The organism is Thalassobaculum sp. (assembly GCF_965223715.1).
Lineage (GTDB): Bacteria > Pseudomonadota > Alphaproteobacteria > Thalassobaculales > Thalassobaculaceae > Thalassobaculum.
The window spans coordinates 3,763,956-3,788,984 of the sequence record NZ_OZ245012.1 but is presented as its reverse complement, the minus strand read 5'-3'; the positions used below and the strand labels follow the sequence as shown (position 1 = coordinate 3,788,984).

General features: G+C 68.1%; 25 protein-coding genes. 12 read left to right on the top strand and 13 right to left on the bottom strand.

The genetic code is table 11. The features are described from left to right. Nucleotides 1-13 precede the first annotated feature (13 nt). Nucleotides 14-343, bottom strand: coding sequence for a hypothetical protein (locus tag ACOQOP_RS17485; RefSeq protein ID WP_420563093.1), 330 nt, complete (start codon nucleotides 341-343; stop codon nucleotides 14-16). 250 nt (nucleotides 344-593) lie between these two features. Then, nucleotides 594-2,024 carry a metalloprotease TldD gene (tldD, locus tag ACOQOP_RS17480; protein WP_420566541.1) on the bottom strand — a complete coding sequence of 477 codons (1,431 nt, stop codon included), beginning with the start codon at nucleotides 2,022-2,024 and terminating at the stop codon, nucleotides 594-596. A gap of 311 nt (nucleotides 2,025-2,335) precedes the next feature. Here tldD and coxB point away from each other — a divergent pair, with 311 nt between their 5' ends. Genes coxB through ACOQOP_RS17435 form a run of 9 tightly spaced genes read left to right on the top strand, consistent with a single transcriptional unit; the run spans nucleotide 2,336 to nucleotide 10,072 of the window. Continuing rightward, complete coding sequence (gene coxB, locus ACOQOP_RS17475; protein ID WP_420563092.1) at nucleotides 2,336-3,190, top strand: cytochrome c oxidase subunit II; 855 nt, start codon at nucleotides 2,336-2,338, stop codon at nucleotides 3,188-3,190. Between the two features lie 18 nt (nucleotides 3,191-3,208). Then, entirely contained in the window at nucleotides 3,209-4,840 is a 1,632-nt protein-coding gene (ctaD, locus tag ACOQOP_RS17470) for a cytochrome c oxidase subunit I (protein WP_420563091.1), read from the top strand. 12 nt (nucleotides 4,841-4,852) lie between these two features. Continuing rightward, nucleotides 4,853-5,773 carry a heme o synthase gene (locus ACOQOP_RS17465; RefSeq protein WP_420563090.1) on the top strand — a complete coding sequence of 307 codons (921 nt, stop codon included), beginning with the start codon at nucleotides 4,853-4,855 and terminating at the stop codon, nucleotides 5,771-5,773. A gap of 5 nt (nucleotides 5,774-5,778) precedes the next feature. Next, nucleotides 5,779-5,931, top strand: coding sequence for a hypothetical protein (locus tag ACOQOP_RS17460; RefSeq protein ID WP_420563089.1), 153 nt, complete (start codon nucleotides 5,779-5,781; stop codon nucleotides 5,929-5,931). A 3-nt stretch (nucleotides 5,932-5,934) separates the two neighbouring features. Further along, the gene (locus tag ACOQOP_RS17455; RefSeq protein ID WP_420563088.1) at nucleotides 5,935-6,585 is read left to right on the top strand and encodes a cytochrome c oxidase assembly protein; all 651 of its coding nucleotides are present in this window, start codon (nucleotides 5,935-5,937) and stop codon (nucleotides 6,583-6,585) included. A gap of 44 nt (nucleotides 6,586-6,629) precedes the next feature. After that, nucleotides 6,630-7,415, top strand: a complete 786-nt coding sequence (locus ACOQOP_RS17450) for a cytochrome c oxidase subunit 3 (RefSeq protein ID WP_420563087.1) — start codon at nucleotides 6,630-6,632, stop codon at nucleotides 7,413-7,415. Nucleotides 7,416-7,442: 27 nt separating this feature from the next. Then, nucleotides 7,443-7,808: a DUF983 domain-containing protein gene (locus tag ACOQOP_RS17445; RefSeq protein WP_420563086.1), complete on the top strand. Its 366-nt coding sequence runs from the start codon at nucleotides 7,443-7,445 to the stop codon at nucleotides 7,806-7,808. A 33-nt stretch (nucleotides 7,809-7,841) separates the two neighbouring features. Continuing rightward, the gene (locus ACOQOP_RS17440; RefSeq protein ID WP_420563085.1) at nucleotides 7,842-8,579 is read left to right on the top strand and encodes an SURF1 family protein; all 738 of its coding nucleotides are present in this window, start codon (nucleotides 7,842-7,844) and stop codon (nucleotides 8,577-8,579) included. Beyond that, on the top strand, nucleotides 8,576-10,072 hold the full coding sequence (locus tag ACOQOP_RS17435; RefSeq protein WP_420563084.1) for a carboxypeptidase M32: 1,497 nt from the start codon (nucleotides 8,576-8,578) through the stop codon (nucleotides 10,070-10,072). The genes ACOQOP_RS17440 and ACOQOP_RS17435 overlap by 4 nt, the downstream gene beginning before the upstream one ends. A gap of 158 nt (nucleotides 10,073-10,230) precedes the next feature. Here the strand turns inward: ACOQOP_RS17435 and ACOQOP_RS17430 are convergent, their stop codons facing one another. Continuing rightward, complete coding sequence (locus ACOQOP_RS17430) at nucleotides 10,231-10,365, bottom strand: hypothetical protein (RefSeq protein WP_420563083.1); 135 nt, start codon at nucleotides 10,363-10,365, stop codon at nucleotides 10,231-10,233. A 185-nt stretch (nucleotides 10,366-10,550) separates the two neighbouring features. Continuing rightward, complete coding sequence (locus tag ACOQOP_RS17425) at nucleotides 10,551-11,465, bottom strand: DUF1932 domain-containing protein (RefSeq protein ID WP_420563082.1); 915 nt, start codon at nucleotides 11,463-11,465, stop codon at nucleotides 10,551-10,553. Nucleotides 11,466-11,591: 126 nt separating this feature from the next. On the opposite strand from ACOQOP_RS17425, the gene thrC reads away from it, so the two are divergent. Both thrC and ACOQOP_RS17415 read left to right on the top strand, forming a co-directional pair. Further along, nucleotides 11,592-13,007, top strand: a complete 1,416-nt coding sequence (gene thrC / locus ACOQOP_RS17420) for a threonine synthase (RefSeq protein WP_420563081.1) — start codon at nucleotides 11,592-11,594, stop codon at nucleotides 13,005-13,007. Next, nucleotides 13,004-14,278, top strand: a complete 1,275-nt coding sequence (locus ACOQOP_RS17415) for a M16 family metallopeptidase (RefSeq protein WP_420563080.1) — start codon at nucleotides 13,004-13,006, stop codon at nucleotides 14,276-14,278. Before thrC ends, ACOQOP_RS17415 begins: the two co-directional genes overlap by 4 nt. 1,086 nt (nucleotides 14,279-15,364) lie before the next feature. Here ACOQOP_RS17415 and ACOQOP_RS17410 read toward each other — a convergent pair. The 6 genes from ACOQOP_RS17410 to leuC all read right to left on the bottom strand — a co-directional run bounded on the left by ACOQOP_RS17410 (nucleotide 15,365) and on the right by leuC (nucleotide 21,452). After that, entirely contained in the window at nucleotides 15,365-15,943 is a 579-nt protein-coding gene (locus ACOQOP_RS17410) for a GNAT family N-acetyltransferase (RefSeq protein WP_420563079.1), read from the bottom strand. Nucleotides 15,944-15,971: 28 nt separating this feature from the next. Then, nucleotides 15,972-16,997 carry an aspartate-semialdehyde dehydrogenase gene (locus tag ACOQOP_RS17405; protein WP_420563078.1) on the bottom strand — a complete coding sequence of 342 codons (1,026 nt, stop codon included), beginning with the start codon at nucleotides 16,995-16,997 and terminating at the stop codon, nucleotides 15,972-15,974. A 717-nt stretch (nucleotides 16,998-17,714) separates the two neighbouring features. Further along, nucleotides 17,715-18,827 carry a 3-isopropylmalate dehydrogenase gene (gene leuB, locus ACOQOP_RS17400; protein WP_420563077.1) on the bottom strand — a complete coding sequence of 371 codons (1,113 nt, stop codon included), beginning with the start codon at nucleotides 18,825-18,827 and terminating at the stop codon, nucleotides 17,715-17,717. Nucleotides 18,828-18,961: 134 nt separating this feature from the next. After that, entirely contained in the window at nucleotides 18,962-19,567 is a 606-nt protein-coding gene (gene leuD, locus ACOQOP_RS17395) for a 3-isopropylmalate dehydratase small subunit (RefSeq protein WP_420563076.1), read from the bottom strand. Between the two features lie 36 nt (nucleotides 19,568-19,603). Continuing rightward, nucleotides 19,604-20,032: a GFA family protein gene (locus ACOQOP_RS17390; RefSeq protein WP_420563075.1), complete on the bottom strand. Its 429-nt coding sequence runs from the start codon at nucleotides 20,030-20,032 to the stop codon at nucleotides 19,604-19,606. 10 nt (nucleotides 20,033-20,042) lie between these two features. Further along, nucleotides 20,043-21,452, bottom strand: a complete 1,410-nt coding sequence (gene leuC, locus ACOQOP_RS17385; protein WP_420563074.1) for a 3-isopropylmalate dehydratase large subunit — start codon at nucleotides 21,450-21,452, stop codon at nucleotides 20,043-20,045. Nucleotides 21,453-21,711: 259 nt separating this feature from the next. On the opposite strand from leuC, the gene ACOQOP_RS17380 reads away from it, so the two are divergent. After that, nucleotides 21,712-22,455 carry a sulfite exporter TauE/SafE family protein gene (locus ACOQOP_RS17380; RefSeq protein ID WP_420563073.1) on the top strand — a complete coding sequence of 248 codons (744 nt, stop codon included), beginning with the start codon at nucleotides 21,712-21,714 and terminating at the stop codon, nucleotides 22,453-22,455. 675 nt (nucleotides 22,456-23,130) lie between these two features. On the opposite strand, the gene rplS is transcribed toward ACOQOP_RS17380, so the two are convergent. From rplS to rimM, 3 genes are all read right to left on the bottom strand, one after another. After that, nucleotides 23,131-23,625, bottom strand: coding sequence for a 50S ribosomal protein L19 (gene rplS, locus ACOQOP_RS17375; RefSeq protein ID WP_420563072.1), 495 nt, complete (start codon nucleotides 23,623-23,625; stop codon nucleotides 23,131-23,133). A 70-nt stretch (nucleotides 23,626-23,695) separates the two neighbouring features. Further along, nucleotides 23,696-24,367, bottom strand: coding sequence for a tRNA (guanosine(37)-N1)-methyltransferase TrmD (gene trmD, locus ACOQOP_RS17370; protein ID WP_420566540.1), 672 nt, complete (start codon nucleotides 24,365-24,367; stop codon nucleotides 23,696-23,698). 103 nt (nucleotides 24,368-24,470) lie between these two features. Continuing rightward, nucleotides 24,471-25,001: a ribosome maturation factor RimM gene (gene rimM / locus ACOQOP_RS17365; protein WP_420563071.1), complete on the bottom strand. Its 531-nt coding sequence runs from the start codon at nucleotides 24,999-25,001 to the stop codon at nucleotides 24,471-24,473. Between the last annotated feature and the right edge of the window lie 28 nt (nucleotides 25,002-25,029).

Below are 25,029 nucleotides of genomic sequence, written 5' to 3'. Positions count from 1 at the left end.
GTCTGGAGGCGGATCAACCGCGGGCGGTCGGGGAGGAGAGACCCAGGCAGCCGGCGGCGGCCGTCGGATCGATGGTCAGGAGGGCGCCGGCGGCGCGCAGGCGCTGCGCCAGGCCCGGGGTCGGGCTGGCGACCAGCAGGACGGAGGGAGCGATGCCCTCGCGCAGGATCACGGTGTCGCTGCCGTCCAGGCTCGCCATCACGTCGCGGGCGGTCCACCACGGCGGAAAGATCGCGGCCACCCGCGCATCGCCGTCGCCGGACGGCGCCAGCAGGCCGAACAGGGCCACGGCCAGCATTGCGATGCCGGCCAGGGCGGCGGGGAGGAAGTTCAGCAAGGTCACGTCCGATCGTAGGGTGTAAAAGTCTGTGACGGTCGCAAGTCACGGTCCTCCACTGGAAAGGACAGCGACCTACCCTTACACCCTAATATTTAAAGGGTAGTTAAGGTAAATCCGCAGACGTCTTACGATTCGGACGAAGTTCTGGATCACGAAAAGGGGTCCGGCGGCCCGATGTCGGGGCCGCCGGGACACGCGCGAGCGGCGGTGCCGCCCGTTTCTCAATCAGGCGGCTGTGCCGCGCGTTTTTAAATCAGGCGGCTGTGCCGCCGACGGCGATGGTCATCTTCAGGGTCGGCTGGCCGACGCCGACCGGCACGCCCTGGCCGTCCTTGCCGCAGGTGCCGATGCCGTCATCGAGCTTCATGTCGTTGCCGATCATGGTGATCTTGCCCATGGCGTCGGGGCCGTTGCCGATCAGGGTCGCCCCCTTCACCGCCGGGCCGATCTTGCCGTTCTCCACCAGATAGGCCTCGTTCATGGAGAACACGAACTTGCCCGAGGTGATGTCGACCGAGCCGCCGGCGAAGTTGACGGCGTAGAGGCCGCGCTTCACCGATTTCAGGATCTCCTCCGGATCGGCGTCGCCGGCCGCCATGTAGGTGTTGGTCATGCGCGGCATCGGGTGATGGGCATGGGACTGGCGGCGGCCGTTGCCGGTCGCCGGCACGCCCATCAGCCGGGCGTTCTGGCGGTCCTGCATGTAGCCGACCAGGATGCCGTCCTCGATCAGCACGTTGCGGGCCGACGGGGTGCCCTCGTCGTCCACGGTGATGGAGCCGCGCCGGTCGGGCAGGGTGCCGTCGTCGATCACGGTCACGCCCTTGGCGGCGACCCGCTGGCCGATCATGCCGGAATAGGTCGAGGTGAGCTTGCGGTTGAAGTCGCCCTCCAGGCCGTGGCCGACCGCCTCGTGCAGCATGACGCCGGGCCAGCCCGGGCCGAGCACCACCTCCATCTCGCCGGCCGGCGCCTCGACCGCGCCGAGATTGACCAGCGCGATGCGCAGCGCCTCGTCGGTGGCGTGCTGCCAGGTCTCCGGATCGACATACTTGTCGAAGCTGACCCGGGCGCCGCAGCCGTAGTAGCCGGATTCCATCTTGTCGCCGTCGCCGACCACGACCTGCACGTTGAGCCGGACCAGCGGGCGCACATCGGCGACGCGCTGGCCGCCGGCCCGCAGGATCTGCACCGCCTGCCAGGAGCCCATGAGGGTGGCGGAGACCTGCCGCACCCGCGGATCCTTGGCGCGGGCATAGGCGTCGATCTCCTTCAGCACGCCGATCTTCGCCTCGGTGGAGAAGCCCTGCAGCGGGTTCTCGGCGGTGTAGAGGGAGCGGTTGGTGCCCTTCGGACCCAGGTCCATGGTGCCGTTATGGCCGGCATGGACGGCGCGCACCGTATCGGCGGCGCGCTTGATGGCGTCCTCGGACAGGTCGGCGGCATGGGCGAAGCCGCGGGCCTCGCCGGCGATCGCCCGCAGGCCGAAGCCCTGGGTGGTGTCGAAGCTCGCCGTCTTCAGGCGACCGTCGTCGAAGGCGAGGCTTTCGCTCTGGCTGTATTCCAGGAACAGCTCGCCGTCATCGGCGCCGTTCAGCGCGTTGTCGACGATGTCCTGGGTGCGGCCCGCGTCGAGGCCGGCGCGGTCGAAGAACAGCTCGTCAGTCAGGGCGAGGTTGGACACGGGGCGGCTCCATCGGGATAGAATGGGTCTGAACAGGTTACGCAGCTTCACATAGGCGTCCCGGCCGTGGAAGTCGAGGTTGGGGAAGTCGAGGTTGGGACGGTCGAGGGCGGACCGGACGTGGGGCATCGCCCCGGTTACGCGACCGAATGCCGCGTCGCCCGCGCTTGTGGGCCGCCGGAGCGGCATTTAGCCTTGCAAGGTGTGTTGAAGGGTCGCGTTGCACGGTTGAGCGGATGGTGCCATAAGGGCGTCGCTGCACTCCGGGGGACTGTGGCTCAAGGACCAACGACGACGGGAATGACCGAGTGATGGAGCGGATCCTCAAGCGGGTTGCCGGTGCTACGATGCGCGGCGGGGCCGCACTTCTGGCAGCGGTGGCGATCCTTGCGGTGGCGGCGTTTGACGCGTCCGCCGCCCAGCCTCAGCCCTGGCAATTGGGCATGCAGGAACATGTGACGCCGGTCGGCCACAAGGTGGACGAACTGCACAACATTCTCCTGGTGATCATCACCCTGATCAGCCTCTTCGTGCTGGCGCTGCTGGTGTATGTGTGCATCCGCTTCAAGCGGAGCAACAACCCGACCCCGTCGAAGACGACGCACCACACGATGCTGGAGGTTGCCTGGACGGGCATCCCGGCGCTGATCCTGGTGTTCATCGGGCTGTACTCGTTCCCGCTGCTGTATTTCCAGGACAAGGCGGTCGACCCTGACATGACGATCAAGGTCGAGGCGCATCAGTGGTACTGGAACTACACCTATCCGGACCAGGAGATCGCCTTCGACAGCTACCTGATCCCGGACGCCGACATCCAGCCGGGCCAGATCCGTCTGCTCGATGTCGACAACCGTCTGGTGGTCCCGGTCGGCAAGAAGGTGCAGGTCCTGGTCACCACCTTCGACGTCATGCATTCCTTCTTCGTCCCGGCGCTCACCGTCCAGGTCTACGGCACGCCGGGCCGGGTCAACGAGACCTGGTTCGAGGTCGAGAAGCCCGGCGTCTATTACGGCCAGTGCAACCAGATCTGCGGCATCGACCATTCCCGGATGCCGATCGTGGTCGAGGCCATGGAGCAGGCGGATTACGACGCCTGGCTCGCCAAGGCGAAGGAACAGTTCGCGATGAACCCGACCGCGACCAAGGTCGCGTCGGTCGCCGACTAACCGGTGGAGACAAGCAAGATGACAAGCGCTGATCACGCTCACGACCACGGTCACGACGACCACGGCGCGCCGAGCAGCTTCGTGAAGCGGTGGCTGTACTCCACCAACCACAAGGACATTGGCACCCTCTATCTCGTGTTCTCGGTGATCGCCGGCCTGCTGGGCGGCGCGATCTCGATCTACATGCGTATGGAGCTCCAGGATCCGGGCGTCCAGTACATGGCCGACGGCAACACCTGGAACGTCTACGTGACGGCGCACGGCCTGATCATGGTGTTCTTCGTGGTCATGCCGGCGCTGATCGGCGGCTTCGGCAACTGGTTCGTGCCGCTGATGATCGGCGCGCCGGACATGGCCTTCCCGCGGATGAACAACATCAGCTTCTGGCTGATCGTCCCGGCCTTCCTGCTGCTGGTAATCTCGATGTTCGTTCCGGGCACGGGCGGCGCCGACGGCACCGGTACCGGCTGGACGATCTATCCGCCGCTGTCGGGCAAGCTCGGCACGCCGGGCATGTCCATGGACCTCGCGATCTTCTCGCTGCACCTCGCCGGTGCCAGCTCGATCCTGGGTGCCGCGAACTTCATCACCACCATCTTCAACATGCGCGCCCCGGGCATGACGCTGCACAAGATGCCGCTGTTCGTCTGGGCCATGCTGGTGACGGCGTTCCTGCTGCTGCTGGCGGTTCCGGTCCTGGCCGGCGCCATCACCATGCTGCTGACCGACCGCAACTTCGGCACCTCGTTCTTCGAGCCGGCCGGCGGCGGTGACCCGGTGCTGTTCCTGCACCTGTTCTGGTTCTTCGGTCACCCCGAAGTGTACATCATGATCCTGCCGGCCTTCGGCATCGTCAGCCAGGTGGTCGCGACCTTCTCGCGCAAGCCGGTCTTCGGCTATCTCGGCATGGCCTACGCCATGGTCGCGATCGGCGTCGTCGGCTTCGTCGTGTGGGCGCACCACATGTACACGGTGGGTCTGGACGTCGACACGCGGGCCTACTTCACCGCGGCGACGATGGTCATCGCGGTGCCGACGGGCATCAAGATCTTCTCCTGGATCGCCACCATGTGGGGCGGGTCGATCGAGTTCCGCCTGCCCATGATCTGGGCGGTCGGCTTCATCTTCCTGTTCACCGTCGGCGGCGTGACCGGCGTGGTCCTGGCCAATGCGGGCGTCGATATCGCCCTGCACAACACCTACTACGTGATCGCGCACTTCCACTATGTGCTGTCGCTGGGTGCGGTGTTCGGCATCTTCTGCGGGTTCTACTACTGGTTCCCCAAGATGACCGGCTACTCCTACAACTCGATGCTGGCCCGGGCGCATTTCTGGCTGACCTTCATCGGCGTGAACGTGACGTTCTTCCCGATGCACTTCCTGGGTCTGGCCGGAATGCCGCGGCGCTACATCGACTATCCGGATGCGCTGGCGGGCTGGAACTACGTGGCCTCCATCGGCTCCTACATCGCCGGCATCGGGACGCTCGTCTTCATCGTCGTGGTGATCGAGGCCTTCAGCGCCAAGCGCAAGGCCGCGGCCAACCCGTGGGGTGAAGGGGCGACCACGCTCGAGTGGACGGTCAGCTCCCCGCCGCCGTTCCACACCTTCAACGAGCTGCCGCAGATCGCGCCCTCCAAGGGTCATTGATCGGAGCGCGTGGTGACTGACCTGACGGCCCAGACGCTATCGGCCGAGGCCGTTCCCAGCACGGGAACGGCCTCGGTCCGCGACTACATCGCGCTGCTCAAGCCGCGGGTGATGTCGCTTGTCGTCTTCACCGGGTTCGTCGGCCTGGCCATCGCGCCGGGCGACATCCACCCGGTGCTGGCGACGATCGCGGTGCTGTGCATTGCCGTCGGGGCCGGCGCCTCGGGCGCCATCAACATGTGGTATGACCGCGACATCGACGCGGTCATGGGCCGCACCGACAAGCGGCCGATCCCCTCCGGCAAGGTCGATGCCGACGAGGCGCTGAGCTTCGGCGTGATCCTGGCCGGGTTCTCGGTCCTGGTCATGGCGCTGGCCGTGAACGTGATCTCGGCGGTCCTGCTGGCCGCCACCATCGGATTCTACGTCTTCGTCTACACCATGTGGCTGAAGCGCCGCACGCCGCAGAACATCGTGATCGGCGGTGCCGCCGGCGCGGTGCCGCCGGTGATCGGCTGGGCGGCGGCCACCGGCGACGTCGCCTGGCTGCCGGTCGTGCTGTTCGCCATCATCTTCGTGTGGACGCCCCCGCATTTCTGGGCCCTGGCCCTGTGGAAGCGCGGCGAGTACGCCGCCGCCGGCGTGCCGATGCTGCCCGTCGTCTCGGGCGAGCGGTCGACCAAGCGCCAGATCCTGGCCTATTCCGTCCTGCTCGCCGGGCTCGGCCTCGCCCCCTGGGCGATGGGATCGACCGCGGCGGTCTACGGCGTCGCCGCCATCGTCCTCGGCGGGCTGTTCGTGCTGGGCGCGGTGCGGGTGCTGCGCGCCGACCGGGACGACATGAAGCCGGCCAAGCTGCTGTTCGGCTATTCGATCCTGTATCTCTTCGCCCTGTTCGGCGCCTTGCTGGCCGACCACTGGATCGCGGGATGACGGCGATGAGCGATCCCGACACCAAGGACGGCAAGAAGGTTCCGACCAGCGCCGACGACATATGGGCCCAGCGCCGGGGCAAGAACCTGGCCATCCTGGCGACCATCATGGGCCTCGCGATCCTGTTCTTCGTTGTGACCATCCTGCGGATGAGCTGAGGGATGACCGACCCAACCGAGACCCGGCAAACCGACACCTCAGAGACCGACCAGGCCCAGGCCGCGACGGCGCGGGCCGATCGCGCCCGCCGCTCGAACCTGCGGGTCGCCGCGACGCTGGGCGGAATCGTGGTCGGCATGATCGGCGTGTCCTATGCCGCGGTGCCGCTCTACACCCTGTTCTGCCAGGTCACCGGCTTCGGCGGCACGACCCGCCAGGCCGATGCCGCCCCGGGCGCGTCGGCCGAGCACCGCACCTTCACCGTCCGCTTCGACTCCAATGTGAGCCAGGGGCTCGAGTGGGAGTTCGTGCCGGCGGTCAACACCACGACGGTCGAGGTCGGGGTCGAGAACCTCGCCTTCTACCGGGCGACCAACACCAGCGACACGCCGGTGGTCGGCACCGCCGCGTTCAACGTCACGCCGCACAAGGCCGGCCCGTATTTCATGAAGATCGCCTGCTTCTGCTTCACCGAGCAGGTGCTGAAGCCGGGCCAGACGGTCGACATGCCGGTGCAGTTTTTTCTCGATCCGGAGCTGATGAAGGATCCGAAGATGGACGGGGTGACCACGGTCACGCTGTCCTACACCTTCTATCCGGCTGAGGATCAATCGAAGGCCCAGCAATTCGCGCTGGCGCCGTCCGTAGAGTAACATTACCGCCAGTTCCGGCGGAGGGTCTGAAGACGAGGGGACCGATGGCACACGAACAGCATCATCCATACCACCTGGTGGAACCGAGCCCCTGGCCGTTCATGGGAGCCGCGTCGGGCTTCGTGCTCGCGGTCGGCGGCGTCATGTACATGCACGACCTGCCGATGGCGGTTCTGGTCATGCTGGTCGGCCTGGCGCTGATCCTCGCCACGATGTTCTTCTGGTGGCGCGACGTCATCCGCGAGGCGCAGTGGCAGGGCCACCACTCCCCGGTGGTGCAGATCGGCATGCGCTACGGCATGGCGCTGTTCATCACCTCCGAGGTGTTCTTCTTCCTCGCCTTCTTCTGGGCGTTCTTCGACATGGCGCTGTATCCGCGCACCGGCGTGTGGCCGCCGGAGGGGATCCAGACCTTCGATCCGTTCGACCTGCCGCTGATGAACACCCTGATCCTGCTGCTGTCCGGCACCACGGTGACCTGGGCGCACGCGGCCCTGCTGCAGAACAACCGCAAGGAGCTGCTCTGGGGTCTCGGCATCACGGTGATCCTGGGCTTCATCTTCACCTGCCTGCAGGCCTACGAGTACAGCCACGCGGCCTTCGGCTTCACCGACACCGTCTATGCCTCGACCTTCTACATGGCGACCGGTTTCCACGGCTTCCACGTGATCGTCGGCACCATCTTCCTGGCGGTCTGCTGGGTGCGCGCCTACCAGGGCCACTTCACCCCGGAGCAGCATTTCGGCTTCGAGGCGGCGGCCTGGTACTGGCACTTCGTCGACGTGGTGTGGCTGTTCCTGTTCGTCTGCATCTACTGGTGGGGCGGCTGAGGCCGTCTCATGAAGCCGGCCCGGCGCATGGCCTACGGTCCATCTCCGATCGCGCCACACCCAATCGCAGCCGGGCTGGCCTGCCGATGCCCGGCCTGCGGTAAGGGCCGGCTGTTCGACGGGTATCTGACCGTCGTCGAAACATGCGAGGTCTGCGGCGAGCCGCTGCGGACCCGCAGCTCCGGAGACGGACCGGCCGTCTTCGTGATCTTCGCCCTCGGGGCGATCCTGTCGGTCCTGGCCTGGATCGTGGAGGCGCTGTTCTCGCCGCCGATCTGGGTCCACGCAATCGTGTGGTCGATTGCCGTGATCGTCGGGACCATATTGCTTCTGAGACCGTTCAAGGGCGTCGTCGTCGCGCTGGAGTTCCGGCACGGCACGCCCGACCAATAGCCGCCGCGGTTCCGGCCGCGGCCCGAGGACATCATGGGTTTTCGTCCGCGCCTCTGGCCGACGCTGTTCACACTTCCCGCCGTCGTGCTTATGCTCGCCCTGGGCGTCTGGCAGCTCCAGCGGCTGGCCTGGAAGACCGAGCTGATCGACGCGTTCGAGGCGCGGGTCGCCGCCGAACCGGCCGATCCGCCGCCCTCCCTGACCCATGACGACATGGGCGAGTGGCGCTACCGCCGCGTGGTCGCGACCGGGCGCTTCCTCCACGACAAGGAGATCCAGATCACCGGCAAGCCCTTCAAGGGCACCGCCGGCTTCCATGTCATCACGCCCTTCGTCACCGACGCCGGCCTGACCGTCTTCGTCAACCGGGGCTGGGTCCCCGAGGATCAGCGCCGCCCCGCCGACCGTCCGACCACCCTGGTGCCGCCGCCGGCCACCATCGACGGGGTGGTGATGGAATCCGGCATCAAGGGCTATTTCGTGCCGGAGAACGAGCCGGCCAACGACGTCTGGTTCACGGTCCGGCCGCAGCCGATGGCCGAGCATCTGGGGCTGCAGGGCCCCATCGCCACCGGCTACTACATCGACCAGCTCGCCGAGCAGCCGCGGCCGACCACCCTGCCCTTCGGCGCCGAGCGCACCGTCACCGTGCGCAACGAGCACCTGCAATACGCCATCACCTGGTTCCTGCTCGCCGCCACCCTGATCGGCGTCTACATCGTCTGGCACCGCCAGGCCGACCAGGCGGAGCGCGACGGAGACGGGGCATGACCGCGACCCCGGCCACCGACGCGCTGGAAGCCCGGTTCCGCCGGCTCTCCGCCCTGTCGGGGGCGTCGGGCATGCTCGGCTGGGACCAGCATGTTCTGATGCCGGCCGGCGGGGCCGAGGCGCGGGCCGAACAGCTCGCCACCCTGTCGGTGCTGCGCCACGAGCTGCTGACCGCACCGGCGGTGGCCGAGGACCTGGCGGCGGCGACCGAGGAGCCCCTGGACGACTGGCGCGCGGCTAACCTGGCGGAGATGCGCCGGGCCCATGCCCATGCGACCGCCCTGTCCTCCGATCTGGTCGACGCCCTGTCCCGTGCCGGCTCGCGCTGCGAAGCCCTGTGGCGCGAGGCGCGGGCCAAGGCCGACTTCGCCATCGTCCGCGACGCCATGGCCGAGCAGATCCGCCTGATCCGCGAGGAGGCGGCCGCCAAGGCCGCTGCCCTGGGCACCGGTCCCTACGAGGCGCTGCTCGACGGCTACGAGCCGGGCGGGTCGATCGCCAAGATCGATAGCCTGTTCGCCGAACTGGAGCGGGAACTGCCGCCGCTGCTCGATGCCGTGCTGGAGCGCCAGTCCCGCCAGGGCGACCCGGTGCAGCCGAAGGGGCCCTTCCCGGTCGCGACCCAGCGCATCCTGTCGCGCCGGGTGATGGAGACCCTGGGGTTCGACTTCCACCACGGCCGCCTGGACGAGACCCTGCACCCGTTCTGCGGCGGCGTGCCGGACGACGTGCGGGTGACCACCCGCTACGACGAGACCGGCTTCATCAACGGCATCATGGGCGTGATCCACGAGACCGGCCACGCCCTGTACGAGCGCGGCCTGCCGTCCGACTGGCGCGGCCAGCCGGTGGGCGAGGCCCGTGGCATGGTCATGCACGAGAGCCAGTCGCTGCTGATGGAGATGCAGGCCTGCCGCTCGCCGGCCTTCTTGGGGCTGCTGTCGGACTGGGCGCGCAGCGCCTTCGGCGCCGACGGCCCGGCCTGGGAGCCGGAGAACCTGCGCCGGATCTACACCCGCGTGGCGCGCAGCTTCATCCGCGTGGAAGCCGACGAGGTGACCTATCCGCTGCACGTGATCCTGCGCACCCGGCTGGAACGGGCGATGCTGTCGGGCGAGCTGGAGGTCGAAGGACTGCCGGCGGCCTGGAATGCGGGCATGCAGGAGCTTCTCGGCGTCACCCCGCCGGACGACGCCCGGGGCTGCCTGCAGGACATCCACTGGTATGACGGGGCGGTCGGGTATTTTCCCACATACACCCTGGGCGCCATGGCCGCGGCCCAACTCTTCCAGGCGGCGGTCCGGGCCGAGCCGGGCATCCCCGAGGCGATCGGCCGGGGCGATTTCACGCCTCTGGTCGGCTGGCTTCGGACGAACGTCCACGGGGTCGCGAGCTCGATGGGGACCGAGGAGATCCTGAAGGCGGCGACCGGTGCCGAGCTGAGCGCCGCCCCGTTCCTGGCGCATCTGAAGACGCGGTACCTGGAGGGGTAGGCGCTTGGCCGCCCACTACCTCTTTCTCGTTTTCCCAGCCTTGCTCCGGGACCGAGGATGCGTGCCGCCGAGCCGTCAGGGATTTAGGCGTCGACGTTCCCGACGCCCCGTTCCTGGGTCCGGGCGCAAGGCCGGGAAGACCAGGAAATTTGAGAGCCTCAGCCCTCGCCCTGGGGCAGCCCCGCCTCCAACGCCCCGGCGATGATCTCCGACACCTCGTCGGCGGTGAAGCCGATGGTGCGGTTCTCCGGAACCTCCTTGCCGAGCTGAGTGCCGCCCCGTTCCTGGCGCATCTGAAGACGCGGTACCTGGAGGGGTAGGCGCTTGGCCGTCCACTCCTTCTTTCTCGTTTTCCCGGCCTTGCGCCGGGACCGAGGATGAGTGCCGCCAAGCCGTCAGGGATTTGGGCGTCGACGCTCCCGCCGCCCCGTTCCCGGGTCCCGGCGCAAGGCCGGGAGGACTGGGAAATTTAAGAGCCTCAGCCCTCGCCCTGGGGCAGCCCCGCCTCCAGCGCGCCGGCGATGATCTCCGACACCTCGTCGGCGGTGAAGCCGATGGTGCGGTTCTCCGGCACCTCCTTGCCGAGCTGGGTGCCCGCGACGAGCCGGTAGGTCTCCGCGGCCCCCATGAAGATCTGCGGGTCGAGGCCCACATCGTTGAAGGTGCGGGCGATCTCCTCCATCTCGCCGACCCAGCGATAGGCCTTCGGCGCCATGTCGGGCAGGGAGCGGTCGAAGCGCTCGCGCAGCATCCGCAGGCTCGCCACCATCTCGGCGTCCAACTCCCGGCCCACCCCGTAGGCCTTGGCCGAGGCGAGCGACTGGATCGCCAGGGCCGTCAGCCCCTTGGTCACCGCCGCATAGCTCATCTTCAGGGCCGAGGCCGCCCCGACGCCGCCCGGCACCGCGCGCATGTCCAGCCCGGCCTTGCGCAGCTCGACCACCCGGGCCACGTCATCCTCATGGCCGGAGACGTAGAGCCGCGGGCCCATGCCGCTGGCACTCTTCGGCGGGCCGCCGATGATGCCCCCATCGACGAAGGGCACGCCGATCCCCTCGATCACCTCGCCCACCTCCACCGCCGAGGCGGGGGCGATGGCGTTCAGGTCGACATAGATCGGCTTGGAGCGCGCCAGGGCCAGGGAGGAGGCGAGCCGCTGGGCCAGTTCCAGGGCCAGGGACGGCGGCAGGATGGAGAACAGGATGTCGGCGCCATCCACCGCCTCCACATCGTCCCCGGTATCGGTGATCCCGGCGGCCAGGGCCAGCGCCCGGGTGCGGTCCGAGCGGTCGGCAAGGTTGGTCGTCACCGTCAGGCCCTTGGCGACCAGGACGCGGGCCAGCGCGTGGCCCATGTCGCCCGGCGCGAAGATGGCAACTCTCTCGATTGTCATGCCGATCCGTCCCTAACCATCGGTGGAGGCCAAAGCGGTGCTGCGAGCCGCCGCATGATCGCAAGGTTGCACACGGCAAGCACCAAGCATAGGTTACCGCGTCAACGCTCGGGGATATACAGGTCCGTGCAATACGTTAGCACCCGCGGGCAGGCGCCCGCTCTCGCCTTCGACGATGTTCTGCTCACCGGACTGGCGCGGGACGGCGGTTTGTACGTCCCGGCGGTCTGGCCGCTGTTCTCGAAGGACGACATCCGCAGCCTCCGCGGCCTCTCCTATGCCGAGGTCGCGACCCGGGTCATGGCGCCCTTCGTCGGCGGCACGATCCCGGAGGACGTGCTGCGCAAGATCGCCGAGGACGCCTATGGCGCCTTCGGCCACACCGCCGTCGCCCCGCTGAAGCAGCTCGACGGCACTCTGTGGATGATGGAGCTGTTCCACGGCCCGACCCTGGCGTTCAAGGACTACGCCATGCAGATCCTGGGGCGGCTGTTCGACCATGTGCTGGCCCAGCGCGGCGACCGGGTGACCATCGTGGGGGCGACCTCCGGCGATACCGGTTCGGCCGCCATGGAGGCCTGCCGCGACCGCGACGCGATCGACTGTTTCATCCTGTTCCCGCACGGACGGGTGTCGCCGGTGCAGCGCCGGCAGATGACCACCGTCGACGCGCCGAACGTCCACGCCATCGCCGTCGAAGGCACCTTCGACGACTGCCAGGACCTGGTGAAGGCGGCGTTCGGCGATACCGAGTTCCGCGACGAGATGACCCTGTCGGCGGTCAACTCGATCAACTGGGCGCGGATCATGCCGCAGATCGCCTATTACTTCTGGGCGGCGGTGGCCCTGGGCGCGCCGGAGCGCACGGTGTCCTTCTCCGTCCCCAGCGGCAATTTCGGCAACGTCTATTCGGCCTATGCCGCGCGCAACATGGGCCTGCCGATCGAGACCCTGGTGGTCGGCACCAATTCCAACGACATCCTGTACCGCTACCTGGAGAGCGGCACGATGGAGATCACCGGTGTGGCGCCGACCCTGTCGCCGTCGATGGACATCCAGGTCTCCAGCAATTTCGAGCGGCTGCTGTTCGACCTGCTCGACCGCGACGGCGACGCCGTGCAGCGGACCATGAACGGCTTCCGCCAGTCCGGGTCCTACACCGTCGAGCCGGAGCGCCACGCCAGGGCGACCGCCCTGTTCCGGGGGGCGAAGGCCGATGACGATCGGATCGTGCAGACCATCCGCGCCATCGCCGAGCAGACCGGCGAGGTGATCGACCCGCATACCGCCGTCGGCATCGCCGCCGCGCGGGACACGCAGGCCGGCCGCGACGCGTCGGTTCCCATGGTGTCGCTGGCCTGCGCCCATCCGGCCAAGTTCACCGAGGCGGTCGAGCGGGCGGTCGGCACGGCCTCGCCCCTGCCGGAGCGCATGGCCGACCTGATGGACCGGCCGGAACGCCAGACCGTGATGCCGAACGACCTCGGCGCCTTGAAGGCCCTGGTGCGCGACCGTGCGACGCGGCGGGGAGCGGCGGCTTGACCACACCTGCGTTCCCGGGAATGCGCCTGACCACCCTGGACAACGGGCTGACCGTCGCCACCGATGCCATGCCGTCGGTGGAGTCGGCGTCCGTCGGCCTGTGGGTCGGCGTCGGCACCCGCCACGAGAAGCCGTCCGAGAACGGCTTGGCCCACCTGATCGAGCACATGGTGTTCAAGGGCACCGCCAAGCGCGACGCGGCGACGATCGCCCGCGAGATCGAGGATGTGGGCGGTCACATGAACGCCTATACCTCGCGCGAGCAGACCGCCTATTACGCCAAGGTGCTGGCCGACGACGTGCCGGTGGCGGTCGACCTGATTGCCGACATCGTGCAGAACTCGGTCTTCGATCCGGCCGAGCTGGAGCGCGAGCGCTCGGTGATCGTTCAGGAGATCGCCCAGGTCAACGACACGCCCGACGACGTGATCTTCGATCATTTCCAGACCGCCGCCTTCCCCGACCAGGGGCTGGGGCGGCCGGTGCTGGGCACGTCGGAGGTGGTGCGCTCGGTGCCGCGCCAGTCGCTGGTCGACTACGTGGCCCAGAGCTACGGCGGCGATGCCTGCATCCTGTCGGTCGCCGGCAAGGTGGACCACGACCGGGTGGTGGAAATGGCGGCCGAGCGCTTCGCGTCGATGCCGTCCAAGACCACCAAGACCACCGATGCCGGGACGTATAGCGGCGGCGAGATCCGGGTCGAGCGCGACCTGGAGCAGCTTCACGTCATCCTCGGCTTCCGCGGCACCTCGTTCAGCGACCCGGATTTCTACACCCTGCAGGTCCTGTCGATGATCTATGGCGGCGGCATGTCATCCCGCCTGTTCCAGGAGGTACGGGAGAAGCGCGGGCTGGCCTATTCGATCTACTCCTTCACCTCGGCCTATCTGGATGACGGCCTGCTCGGCGTCTATGCCGGCACCGGGGCCGACGAGGTGGGCGAGGTGATGCCGGTGATCTGCGACCAGCTCCGGGCGATCCCGGACGAGCTGGACGAGAGCGAGCTGGCCCGGGCGAAGATCCAGCTCAAGTCGTCGCTGCTGATGAGCCGGGAGAGCACCAGCGCGCGCTGCGAACAGCTCGCCAACCATTTTCTCATCCACGGCCGCGCGCCGGACCTGGCGGAGATCATCGAGAATGTCGAGAAGGTCGACCAGGACGCGATCCGCCGGGTGGTGGCCCGCCTGCTGAGCGACCCGCCGACCCTGACTGCCGTGGGCCCGACGCGGACGCTCGAGAGCTACGACGCCATCCGGGCGCGGTTGAGCTGAGAGGGATACGCTCCTCCACTCCCTCTTCCCCACATCCTCCTGACCACACTCCCCGGCCTTGTGCCGGAACCCTCGGTTCGGCTCGCACGGGCGTCCGCGGCGAATCTTCAGGCCTCCGGGCGCGCTCTGGCGTAGGCCCCGGAACAGGTCCGGGGAGTGAGGTATGGATGAAGGGGAATTGCCAACCCCTCCCCACACTTCCCGGCCTTGTGCCGGGACAAGCCCATCCGCTGGGACGGGCGCCCGGGGGAACTCTGCGATCGCACGCATTCCCTGGGCCTTGCCCCGGCACGAGGCCGGGGAGTGGGTTGGAGTTGAGGATCGTAGAAGGTACGCCCGCCACCCCTTTCCGCTCTACAATTCCCGGCCTTGTGCCGGGACCCACGGTTCGGCTCGCACGGGCGTCCGCAGCGGATCTTCAGACCTTCGGGCGCGATCTGGCGTAGGCCCCGGAACAGGCCCGGGGAGTGAGGTATGGATGAAGGGGAGTTACCAACCCCTCCCCACACTTCCCGGCCTTGTGCCGGGACCCACGGTTGGGTTCGCACTGGCGTCCGCAGCGGATCTTCAGACCTCCGGGCGCTATCTGGCTTAGGCCCCGGAACAGGTCCGGGGAGTGAGGTATGGATGAAGGGGGATGCCAACCCCTCTCTACACTTCCCGGCCTTGTGCCGGGACCCACGGTTGGGTTCGCACGGGCGTCCGCGGCGGATCTTCAGACCTCCGGGCGCGACCTGGCGTAGGCCCCGGAACAAGTCCGGGGAGTGAGGTATGGATGAGGGGAGTTGCCAACCCCTCCCCACACTTCCCGGCCCTGTGCCGGGACCCACGGTTCGGCTCCCACGGGCGTCCGCGGCGGATCTTCAGACCTTTGGGCGCGATCTGGCGTAGGCCCCGGAACAGGTCCGGGGAGTGAGGTATGGATGAAGGGAAGTTGCCAGTCCCTCCCTACACTTCCCGGCCTTGTGCCGGGACCCACGGTTCGGCTCGCACGGGCGTCCGCGGCGGATCTTCAGACCTCCGGGCGCGATCTGGCGTAGGCCCCGGAACAGGTCCGGGGAGTGTTAGAAGAATTGAGTGAAGGCCCTACAACTCCCGCAGCATCAGGAGCACACCGCCCTCATGGGGAAGGCGGGGGAGCGGGGGGAGGTCGACCGCGCCCACCTCCCGGAACCCGCACTTGCGATACAGCCCCAGCGCCGCCGCGTTGTCGGCGAAGACCCGCAGCGTCAGCTCCGAGAACCCCGCCGCCCGGGCCTTCCCGGCCACGGCCTCGATCAGGGCGCGCCCGACCCCGTGGCCGCTCGCCTTCGCACGCACCGCCAGCATGTTGATGAACCACGAGCCCGGCCGCCCCATGGCCTGGATCGGCGCCACATGGGCGGCCCGGTCCTTGGGCACGCTGGGCTCCAGGCCGGAAGGAGGCTGATCGGAATACGGCTGGCTGGTGACCGCGCCGACCGGCGCGCCGTCCAGCTCCGCAATCAGGGCGCGGCTCCAGGACAGGGCGGTGTCGGCCGACAGCACCGCCTGCAGCATCTGCTGGGCGGCACCGGGTTCCCCCGGACGGTCGTCATAGAGGAATTCGTAGACCCCGCCGCCGGCGAGAATGTCGAGAGCGGCGAGGACCGGCGCGTCGGCGGGACGCGCCGGTCGGATGGTCACCTCAGGCACAAGTCCGGTCGATCCCGGCTCACGCCGCCTTCTTGAGGTGCTTGGCCACCAGTTCCTCGGCGATCTGCACCGCGTTCAGGGCGGCACCCTTGCGCAGGTTGTCGCTGACGCACCAGAACACCAGCCCGTTCTTCACGGTCGGGTCCGTGCGGATGCGGCTGACATAGACCGCGTCCTCGCCCGCACTCTCCACCGGGGTGACGTAGCCCTCGTCGGCGCGGTGGTCGAGCACCACCAGACCCGGGAAGCCCTGCATCGCCTGGCGGGCGGACTCGGCGTCGATCGGCTTCTTTGTCTCGATGAACACCGCCTCGGAATGGCCGATGAACACCGGCACGCGGACGGCCTGGGCGACCACCTCGATGTCGGGATCGAGGATCTTCTTGGTCTCGACCGTCATCTTCCACTCTTCCTTGGTGAACCCGTCATCCATGAACTTGTCGATGTGCGGGATCACGTTGAAGGCGATCTGCTTGGTGAAGGTCTCGCGCTCGATCGGGTCGTTCACGTAGACCGAGCGGGTCTGGTTGAACAGCTCGTCCATGCCTTCCTTGCCCGCACCGGAGACCGACTGGTAGGTCGAGACCACCACGCGCTTGACGCCGAAGGCGTCGTGCAGCGGCTTCAGGGCCACGACCATCTGGGCGGTGGAGCAGTTCGGGTTGGCGATGATGTTCTTCTTGCCGTAGCGGGCCAGCGCACCGGGATTCACCTCCGGCACGACCAGCGGCACGTCCGGGTCCATGCGGAAGGCGGAGCTGTTGTCGATCACGACGCAGCCGGCCTGGCCGGCCTTCGGCGCGTATTCCAGCGAGACGTCGCCGCCGGCGGAGAACAGGGCGATGTCGGCCTTGGAGAAGTCGAAGGTCGCAAGGTCCTGAACGGTGAGGGTGCCTTTCTCGCCGTAGGACACTTCGTTCCCGGCGGAACGGCCCGAGGCGAGGGCGATGACCTCGTCGGCGGGGAAGTTGCGCTCGGCGAGCGTGGTCAGCATCTCGCGTCCCACCGCACCCGTGGCGCCGACAACGGCAACTCTGTAGCCCATGATCTTTCTCCTTTCGCGATACGCGCGACAGTCGGCCGGGGTTTACGCCCCCCGGTCCTGCATCGCAAGCACGCAAACGGAAGGGCGGAAGCCGCTAGCCGGTGGTCTTGGTGGTGGTTTTCGGGGTGGCGAACGCGCAGACGCCGACGCCGGCCGCAGTCGCGGAGCGCAGGAGAAGGTCAGCCAGGGTAGCCATCGCGTTCATGGGGGGGAGGTATACGGGATTTTACGGGGGTGGGGAAGTGGACTTGTGGTGGGGTGTTCTGTCTCCCCACCTCACCCAACCCCACCGTCATTCTGATGCAAATCAGGATCAAGCCCCCTGCGCCCGCCACCACGCCGGTACGGGGCGCCGGGGTCGGTGCGTTGGTCCTGACGTGCGTCAGGACGACGGGGAGCTTGAGGGGCAGGGCGAGGGGAAGGCGGCCAACATCCAGCCGTCATCCCGATGCAAATCAGGATCAAGCCCCCGGCGCCTGACACCCCGCCGGTACGGGGCGCCGGGGTCGGTGCGTTGGTCCTGACGTGCGTCGGGACGACGGGGAGCTTGAGGGGCAGGGCGAGGGGAAGGCGGCCAACACCCCGCCGTCATCCTGATGCAAACCAGGATCAAGCCCCCTGCGCCTGCCACCACGCCGGTAGGGGCGCGGGGCCGGTGGGTTGGTCCTGACTTGCGTCAGGACGACGGGAAGGGGCGAAAGGGTACCGGCGGGCGGATCAGACCAGCTTGTCCAGTTCCTTCAGGATGCTGTCGGTCATGGTCGCGGTGGAGACCTTCGCCTTGCCCGGGGCCATGATGTCGGCGGTGCGCATGCCGCCGGCCAGCACGTTGTCGATCGCCTTTTCCAGCAGATCGGCGTCCTCGCCCATGTCGAAGCTGTAGCGCAGCAGCATGGCGAAGCTCAGCATCTCGGCGATCGGGTTGGCCATGCCCTTGCCGGCGATGTCCGGGGCGGAGCCGTGGACCGGCTCGTACAGGGCGTGGCGCTTGCCGGTGGTCGGATCCTCCGCACCGAGCGACGCCGACGGCAACATGCCGAGCGAGCCGGTCAGCATGGCGGCACAGTCGGACAGCAGGTCGCCGAACAGGTTGTCGGTGACGATCACGTCGAACTGCTTCGGCGCGCGGACGAGCTGCATGGCGCAGTTGTCGGCGAACATGTTCTCGTATTCGAGACCCTCGCCCTCGGCCTTGTGCAGGTTGGTCATGACCTGGCGCCACAGCACGCCGGACATCATGACGTTGGCCTTCTCCACCGAGGTCACCTTGCCGCGGCGTTTGCGGGCGAGGTCGAAGGCGACCCGGCCGATGCGCTCGATCTCCGGCGTGGTGTAGGCCTGGGTGTCGAAGCCGCGCTTGGTGCCGTCGGGCAGGTCCTCGATGCCGCGCGGCTCGCAGAAATACACGCCACCGGTCAGCTCGCGCAGGATCATGATGTCGAGACCCGACACCAAGTCCGGCTTCAGCGAGGAGTTCTCGACCATGGACGGGAAGACCATCGCCGGACGCAGGTTGGCGAACAGATCCATTTCCTTGCGCAGGCGCAGCAGGCCGCGCTCCGGCTTCAGCTCGAACGGCAGGTCGTCGTATTTCGGGCCGCCGACTGCGCCGAACAGGACGGCGTCGGCATGGGTGGCGTCGGTCATGGTCTCGTCGGTGAGCGCGGTGCCGTGCGCGTCATAGGCGGCACCGCCGACCAGACCTTCCTCGATGTCGAAGGACACCGAGCGCTTCTTCGCCATCCAGTCGACGATGCGCAGGGTCTCACCCACGACCTCGGGGCCGATGCCGTCACCCGGCAGCACCAGCAGTTTCTTGTTCGACGCCATAACCCGCTTCCCTCCAGAAATCCCTCTTCACCCCGCGCAATTCCTTAAACAAAGGGGCGAGGCGAAGCAAATCGGTTGTTTTTCGCGACCGGCGGGAGTGTCCCGCCGGTTCATTGTCGATGGATCGACCGGGCTCAGGCCCAGGGCATCGCCGCCTTGCGCTTCTCCTCGAAGCTGTCGATCTTCGGGGCCTGCTGCAGGGTCTGGCCGATATCGTCGAGGCCGTTCAGCAGGCAGTGCTTGCGGTGGGCGTCGATCTCGAACGGCACGCTCTCGCCGTTCGGCCGGCCGATCGTCTGGTTCTCCAGGTCGATCTCCAGCACCGCGTTGGAGCCCTTGTTGGCGTCGTCCATCAGCTCGCGCAGCTGCTCGCGGGTCACCTTGATGGGCAGGATCCCGTTCTTGAAGCAGTTGTTGTAGAAGATGTCGGCGAAGCTGGTGGAGATCACGCACTTGATGCCGAAGTCGAGCAGCGCCCAGGGGGCGTGCTCGCGGCTCGACCCGCAGCCGAAATTGTCCTCGGCCACGATGACCTGGGCGTTGCGGTACTGCGGCTTGTTCAGCACGAAGTCCGGCTTCTCGCTGCCGTCGTCGTTGTAGCGCATCTCGGCGAAGGCGTGCTTGCCGAGGCCGGTGCGCTTGATGGTCTTCAGGTACTGCTTGGGAATGATCATGTCGGTGTCGATGTTGATCATGTCCATCGGAGCGGCGGTGCCGCGCAGCTGGGTGAATTTCTCCATCGGTGTTCTCCTCCCGGATGGGGCGTTCTTGTCAGATCAGGATTGCGGCGACGGAGCGACATCCTCGGTTCGCTCCCCCGGCAGTCCGTCATGGATGTTCGGCCAGGACAGGCGGCTCTCCACGCCCCAATGGGCCTGGGGCGGGACAGCGTCCGGCCGGTCGAGGCTGGCGATGGTGACCGAGACGTGGGCGGCCCCGTCCTTCTCGTAGGTCAGGGGCGTGCCGCAGTCCCCGCAGAAGCCGCGTTGGGCGATCGGCGAGGAGCGGTAGCGCTTCGGCTCCGCCCCCGTCCATTCGAAGCTGCCCTTGTCGAAGCCGACCAGGGCTGCGAACGGACCGCCGGTCGCCTGCTGGCACATGCGGCAATGGCAGTAATGCGGCCGCAGCGGGGTGCCGGTCGCGCGGTAGCGCACGCGGCCGCACAGGCAGCCACCCGTCCACTCGGCGTCGGTTCCCGCTGCCATCGCCTGGACCTCAGTTCGCCAGGGACCGCACGTCGGCCAGATGGCCGGTGACGGCGGCGGCGGCGGCCATGGAGGGGCTCACCAGATGGGTGCGCCCGCCCGGGCCCTGCCGGCCCTGGAAGTTCCGGTTGGAGGTGGACGCGCAGCGCTCGCCCGGCTCCAGCTTGTCGGCGTTCATCGCCAGGCACATGGAGCAGCCCGGCTCGCGCCAGTCGAAGCCGGCCTCCTTCAGGATGACGTCGAGGCCCTCCTGCTCGGCCTGCTCCTTCACCAGGCCGGAGCCCGGGACGACCATGGCGTAGACGTTCGCGGCGACCTTGCGGCCCTTGGCCACGGCGGCGGCGGCGCGGATGTCCTCGATGCGGCCATTGGTGCAGGAGCCGATGAAGACCTTGTCAATCTTCACCTCGGTCATCGGGGTGTTCGGCGCCAGGCCCATATAGGCGAGCGAGCGCTCGATGGAGGCCTTCTTGCCCGGATCGCTCTCGGCGGCCGGGTCGGGGGTGTGGCCGGTGACCGGCACCACGTCCTGCGGGCTGGTGCCCCAGGTGACCTGCGGGATGATGTCCTCGGCCTTGAGCACGACTTCCTTGTCGTAGGTCGCCCCTTCGTCCGACGGCAGGGTCTTCCAGTATTCGACGGCCTGCTCCCAGGCTGCACCCTTCGGCGCCATCGGGCGGCCCTTCAGATAGGCGAAGGTGGTCTCGTCCGGGGCGATCATGCCGGCGCGGGCCCCCGCCTCGATGGTCATGTTGCAGACCGTCATGCGGGCTTCCATGGACATCTCGCGGATCGCCTCGCCGGCGAACTCCACCACATGGCCGGTGCCGCCGGCGGTGCCGATCTTGCCGATGATCGCCAGGATCACGTCCTTGGAGGTCACGCCCTCCGGCACCTTGCCTTCCACCGTGATGCGCATGTTCTTGGCCGGCGCCTGGGGCAGGGTCTGGGTGGCGAGCACATGCTCGACCTCGGAGGTGCCGATGCCGAAGGCCAGCGAGCCGAAGGCGCCGTGGGTGGCGGTGTGGCTGTCGCCGCAGACGATGGTCATGCCCGGCAGGGTGAAGCCCTGCTCCGGGCCGATGATGTGCACGATGCCCTGGCGGACATCCATCACCGGGAAGTACGGGACGCCGAATTCCTTGACGTTCTTCTCCAGGGTCTCGACCTGGATCCGGCTCTCCTCGTCCTCGATCCCCTTGGAGCGGTCGGAGGTCGGCACGTTGTGGTCGGCGACCGCGAGGGTCAGGTCGGGCCGGCGCACCTTGCGCCCGGCCAGCTTCAGGCCCTCGAAGGCCTGCGGGCTGGTGACCTCGTGGACCAGGTGGCGGTCGATATAGATGAGACAGCTACCGTCGTCCTGAACGTCCACCAGGTGGCTTTGCCAGATCTTGTCGAACAGCGTGCGGGGCGTCGCCATGGCTGCCGGTTCCTCCTAAAGCATGGGGGCCGCGCGGGTCCGGAGCGGGCAGGGCTCCGTCGGCGGCCGGTCTCTCTCTTGCGTCGTGTCGCGTCCCGTTGGCCGGAACCGCTTGTTTCGAGCGCCGGACTGTACAAGGACGTGGGTTGCAGGCAAACCGTGAAACGCGCAAGAACGCTTTGCACGGGGGCGGTTTCACGCCTGATTCGTGCTCCGCCCGCCTTTCGTATCCGTTCCGACGACCATCCGAGCCTGCTTCATGACGGAAATGCTGTCCGATCTCGACCTGCCGATGCTGGTCCTCACCGTCTGTGCCGCCTTCCTGGCCGGTGCGGTGCGCGGCTTCGCCGGGTTCGGCTCGGCCCTGGTGCTGGCCCCGGTGCTGGCGCTCGCCTACGGGCCGACGGTGGCGGTGCCGGTGATGTCGGTGCTGCAGGTGCCGATCCTGTACCAGGTCACCAGGATCGCCATGCGCGAGACCGACTGGAAGCGCACGGCACCCATGGCGGCGACCGCGCTGGTGTCGATCCCGCTGGGGGCGGCGGTGCTGAAGAGCCTGGATCCGCAGATGCTGCGGATCGGCATTTCGGTGATCGTGCTGACCCTGGCGGCGGTGATGGCGGTCGGCGGCCTGCCCCGCGTGCGCCGCACCCGGCCGCGGGACCTAGTGGCGGCCACGACGGCGGGGGCGATGGGCGGGGCGACGGGCATCGGCGGGCCGCCGCTGGTGCTGTATTTCCTCGCCACCGCCGAGCCGGCGCGCCAGGTGCGCGGCGACCTGTCGGGCTATTTCCTGGTGACCGGGATCGTCGGGCTGGCGACCTATTTCCTCTACGGGCTGATCACGGTGAAGGCGCTGACCATCGGCGGCATCCTGGCGGTGCCGCATTTCGCGGGGATGTCGTTCGGCGGGTTCCTGTTCCCCAGGGCGAGCGAGAAGACCTTCCGCTGGATCGCGCTCACCATCCTCGCCTGTGTGGGGGTGGGGACGCTGCTGAAGTAGCGGGCGGCGCGTTCCCTTTTCTCTTTCCTCACTCCCCGGACGCGTTCCGGGGCCTAAGGCTGGGCGCGGTTCGGGCGGTTTGCGTGCTCCCCGCACCCGTGCCGGCCGACCCGTGGGTCCCGGCACAGGGCCGGGAAGCGACGAGGAAGGATTGTTGAGCAGGTTGGGACGAATGCGGCGCGGATGTCGCCACGCCCGTTTTCCCCCACCCCTTCGGCACTCCCCGGATTCATTCCGGGGCCCACGGCTGGGCCTGCACGGGCGCCCGAGGGAAATCGCACCGTCCGACCTTCGCCCATGCGTAGGCCCCGGAATGACTCCGGGGAGAGATGAAGAGAGAGACGCCGTTCTCCATCGCCCTCCCGGTTCAGGGCTGGGAAGATGGCGGCTGGACGGTGAGGGCGGGGCGGTTGAGGGGAGGAGCGGCGCGGGCCACCCCCGGCTCCGGATACCCCCATCCCCATCACACACTCCCCGGATTCATTCCGGGGCAGCGCCTCCGCCGGGGCGGGCGTTCGACCGGCCACGCACGCCGATGGGCTCGCCCCGGAATAAATCCGGGGAGTGAAAGAGGGGTGGGCATGCGGGAAAGCACGGGGGCGTGCGGAAACGCAGAACGCCGCGACCCGGGGGATCGCGGCGTTCCGTGTTCTCCAGCCCGAAAGCTCGGGAGGCTTACGCCTCGGCGTTGCTCTCGGCCGCGTTGTTCTCGGCGGCCTTCGCCTCGCGGGCGGCAGCCTGGGCGGCCTTGTTGGCGGCCTTCGCCTCGGCGGCGTTGGCGCGCTCGTTGGCGGCCAGCTTGCCGGCGTAGCCGGTGGTCTTCTCGGCGATACGGGCCGACTTACCGGTGCGGCCGCGCAGGTAGTACAGCTTCGCCCGGCGGACCTTGCCGCGGCGCATCACCTCGATGGCGGCGATCCGCGGGGAGTACAGCGGGAACACGCGCTCCACGCCCTCGCCGTAGGAGATCTTGCGGACCGTGAAGGAGGAGTTCAGGCCGTCGTTGTTGCGGCCGATGCACACGCCCTCGAAGGCCTGGATACGCTCACGCGTGCCCTCGACCACCTTCACGTCGACGCGCACGGTGTCGCCCGGGGCGAACTCGGGGATGTCGCGGTCCGCGCTCAGCTTCTCGACCTGCTCCTTGTTGAGCTGCTCGATGATGTTCATGGCTTCGTCTCCGTCTCGAGGCCGGCTCGAACTCGCTCCGGCGGTTGGTCCCGTCTCTGGCCGCCCGGTCTCACCGACGCTCGGCCCGTTCCTTGTCTTCCAGGTAGCGCGCCCAGAGGTCCGGTCGCCGCTCCCGCGTGATGGTCTCCGCTTCCCGGCGCCGCCACGCCTTCACATTGGCGTGGTGCCCGCTGGTCAGCACCTCGGGGACGGTCATGCCGTTCCAGTCCCGAGGCTGGGTATAGAGGGGATATTCCAGCAGCCCCTCTTCGAAACTCTCCTCGGCCAACCCGTCCACCGCCCCCATGACGCCGGGCAGCAGGCGGATCACCGCATCCATCATCGCCAGTGCCGCCGGCTCGCCGCCGGAGAGCACGAAATCCCCGAGGCTGACTTCCTCGAGGTTGCGGGCGGCGATCACCCGCTCGTCCAGTCCCTCGTAGCGCCCGCAGACGATCACCGCTCCCGGTTCCGCCGCCAACGCCTTCGCCCGCGCCTGATCGAAGCGCCGTCCACGCGGGCTGAGGTAGAGCCGCGGACCCGGCCTGTCATCGACCGCCGCCAATGCCGCATCCACGACATCCGGGCGCATGACCATACCGGCACCCCCGCCGAACGGGGTATCGTCCACGGAGCGGTGCTTATCTCGCGCGAAGTCCCGGATGTCCAGCGTTTTCAGACTCCAGACACCGGAATTCAGGGCCTTTCCCGCGAGCGACAGACCGAGCGGTCCCGGAAACATCTCCGGGAACAGCGTCAGGACCGTGGCCTGCCACCCGACGACGTTCCCGTCGGGCGAAGGGGCCTCGGACCGCGGCTCATTCCGCTCGTCCACACCGCACTCCTCAGTCTTCGGACCCCTTGTCGGGCCCGTCTTCCAGCGCGCCTTCCGGCGGATCGACCACCATGCGGCGCGCCTCCAGGTCGACCGTGGGGACGACCTGTTCGGTGAACGGCAGCATGCGCGCCTTGCCGTCCGCCCCGCGGAACTCCAGCACGTCGCCCGCGCCGAAGTCGTAGAGGGCGGAGACCCGGCCGAGCAGCGTGCCGTCGAGGCCGACAACCTCCATGCCGATCAGGTCGGCATGGTAGAAGCTGCCGTCGTCAGGCTCGGGCAGAGCGTCGCGCGCCACGTAGAGCCGCTGGCCCTTCAGGGCCTCGGCGGCATTGCGGTCGCCGACCCCGTCCAGGGCGACGATCACCTGCCCCTTGGCCTCGCCGGTGACCCGCAGGGTGAACCGCCGCGTCCCGGTCTCGTCCTCGACGGGACCGTAGGCGGCGATGTCCTCCGGCACCTCGGTGAAGGGCTTCACCTTCACCAGGCCCCGGACCCCATGCGGGCCGGTGATGGCCCCGAGACAGACGCGTGCGCTCATGGCAGCGGCCTCTGCGAGCATGCCGGGG